Below are 2,171 nucleotides of genomic sequence, written 5' to 3'. Positions count from 1 at the left end.
CGGCGACCACCGACAACCGGCAGGCGGGCCCTGCCGGTTGAACATCGGCCGGCGAGCGGCCGGCGATCCTTCACGACCTGGGCCAGGAGGTACCGGTGGTCACCATGCCGGCGGTCACAGCGCCGAGAGCTGTGTCGATGTCGGCGTGGGAGAACGTGAACCCGGCTTCGGTGAGCCTGCGCGGCAGGACGCGCTGGGAGACGAGCACGCCGCCGTTGGCGAAGCCGCCGAGGGCGATCCGCAACGCGACAGCCGGCACCGGCAGGATCGCCCGCCGGCGCAGAGCCGCGCCGAGCGCCCGGGTGAACGCGGTGTTGGTGACCGGTGCCGGGCTGGTCAGGTTCACCGGACCCCGTAGGCCGTCCGCGGTCAGCAGAAAGATGATCGCCGCTGTCTCGTCCGCCAGGGTGATCCAGCTCAGCCACTGCCGGCCCGAGCCCAGCCGGCCACCGAGCCCGAGCCGGAACAGCGGGAGCTGCCTGGCCAGCGCACCGCCGTGCGGCGACAGGACAACCCCCGAGCGCAGGTGACACACGCGTACACCGGCGTTCTCGGCCGCGGCGGTGGGCGCCTCCCACGCGGCCGTCACCTCGGCGAGGAAACCGGTGCCACGGGGCTCGGACTCGTCGACCGACCGGTCTCCGGTGTCGCCGTACCAGCCGATCGCGCTCGCTGACAGCAGCACCCGCGGACGCGGGTGGGCAGCGGCCACGGCGGCGGCCACCAGAGTCGTCCCGGCCACCCGGCTGTCGAGGATCCGCCGCTTGTAACGGCTGGTCCAGCGGTGGTCACCGACTCCGGCACCGGCGAGATGGACGACGGCGTCGACCTCGGCCAGCGCGGCTGGGTCGAGCGTGCCGCGGAGTGGATCCCAGCGGATCTCCGAATCGTCCCGGACGGGCCGCCGGACCAGGGCGCGCACGGTGTGCCCGCCCGCTCGCAGGGCCGGGACGAGCGCCGACCCGATCAGACCCGAGGCACCGGAAACAACGACGTCCACCGGCTGATCCTCACCCGTGCGTGCCTGGCGGGCGAGTCGGCCCGGTGCGCCCGCCAGGCGTAATCTTCGACGTCTTCGACCACAGACCGATTACAGGAGATCGATCACAGGCCCAGTTCGGCTTCGAACGCGCCTTCCTCCAGGCGTCCGCGCAGGGTGGTGAGGAAGCGGGCGGCGTCGGCACCGTCGACGATCCGGTGGTCGTAGGTGAGCCCGAGGTACACCTTCGAGCGCACCGCGATGATCTCGCCCAGCTCGGGGTCGTCCACGACCGCGGGCCGCTTGACCACCGCACCGGTCCCGAGGATCCCGACCTGCGGCTGGTTGATGATCGGCGTGTCGAACAGGGCACCGCGGCTGCCGGTGTTGGTCAGGGTGAAGGTGCCGCCGCCCAGCTCGTCCGGGGAGACCCGGTTCTCCCGCGTCCGGGTCGCCAGATCGTCGATCTTGCGCGCCATCCCGGTGAGGTTGAGGTCCCCGGCGTGGTGGATGACCGGGACGAGCAGTCCCCGGTCGGTGTCCACGGCGATACCCAGGTGCTCGGCGTCGTAGTAGGTGATCGTTCCCTGCTCGATGTCCACGCTGGAGTTGAGGTTGGGGTGCTCGCGCAGCGCCTCGCAGATCGCGACCGCGAAGAACGGCAGGAACGACAGTTTCACGCCCTCCCGCGCCTCGAACGCCTTCTTCGCGCGATCCCGCAGCCGGGCGATGCGGGTGACGTCGGCCTCGATGACGGTGGTGAGCTGCGCGCTGACCTGCAGGGACTCGACCATCCGCTGCGCGATCACCGAGCGCAGCCGCGACAGCTTCTCGGTGCGACCGCGCAGCGAAACCGGTGCCGCCGTGGGTGCCGCCGTTGCCCGTGCCGCAGCCGCCGGTGCCACCGCCGGGGCGGCGGGAGCGGCAGCCGGGGTCGCCGCCGGCACCGGGGTGGATGGTGTGCGGGCCGCGTCGATGACGTCCTGCTTGCGGATGCGGCCGCCGACTCCGGTGCCCGTCACGGCGGACAGGTCCACGTCGTGCTCGGCGGCAAGCCGCCGGACCAGCGGGGTCACGTAGGCCCCGAGGGATCCGCTGCCGTTGGACGGGGAGCCGGAGGCCGGTGCCGGCGTGGACTCCTGGGCCGGAACGGCCGGTGCGGGAGCCTGGGCGGGTGCGGGAGGTGGAGGCG

At 72.6% G+C, this 2,171-nt stretch carries 2 protein-coding genes; both read right to left on the bottom strand.

The features are described 5' to 3' along the window. Positions 1 to 70: 70 nt before the first annotated feature. Positions 71 to 1,000, bottom strand: coding sequence for a TIGR01777 family oxidoreductase (locus tag CV1CTNOD_RS17035; protein ID WP_131787040.1), 930 nt, complete (start codon positions 998 to 1,000; stop codon positions 71 to 73). Between the two features lie 104 nt (positions 1,001 to 1,104). Beyond that, positions 1,105 to 2,171, bottom strand: a 1,067-nt coding sequence (sucB, locus tag CV1CTNOD_RS17030) for a 2-oxoglutarate dehydrogenase, E2 component, dihydrolipoamide succinyltransferase (RefSeq protein WP_131787039.1), incomplete at its 5' end; no start/stop codon positions are given.

Source organism: Protofrankia symbiont of Coriaria ruscifolia, from assembly GCF_900634745.1.
Taxonomy (GTDB): domain Bacteria; phylum Actinomycetota; class Actinomycetes; order Frankiales; family Frankiaceae; genus Protofrankia; species Protofrankia californiensis.
Note: the sequence above shows the minus strand (reverse complement) of the source record. Positions and strands in the feature narration are given on the sequence as shown.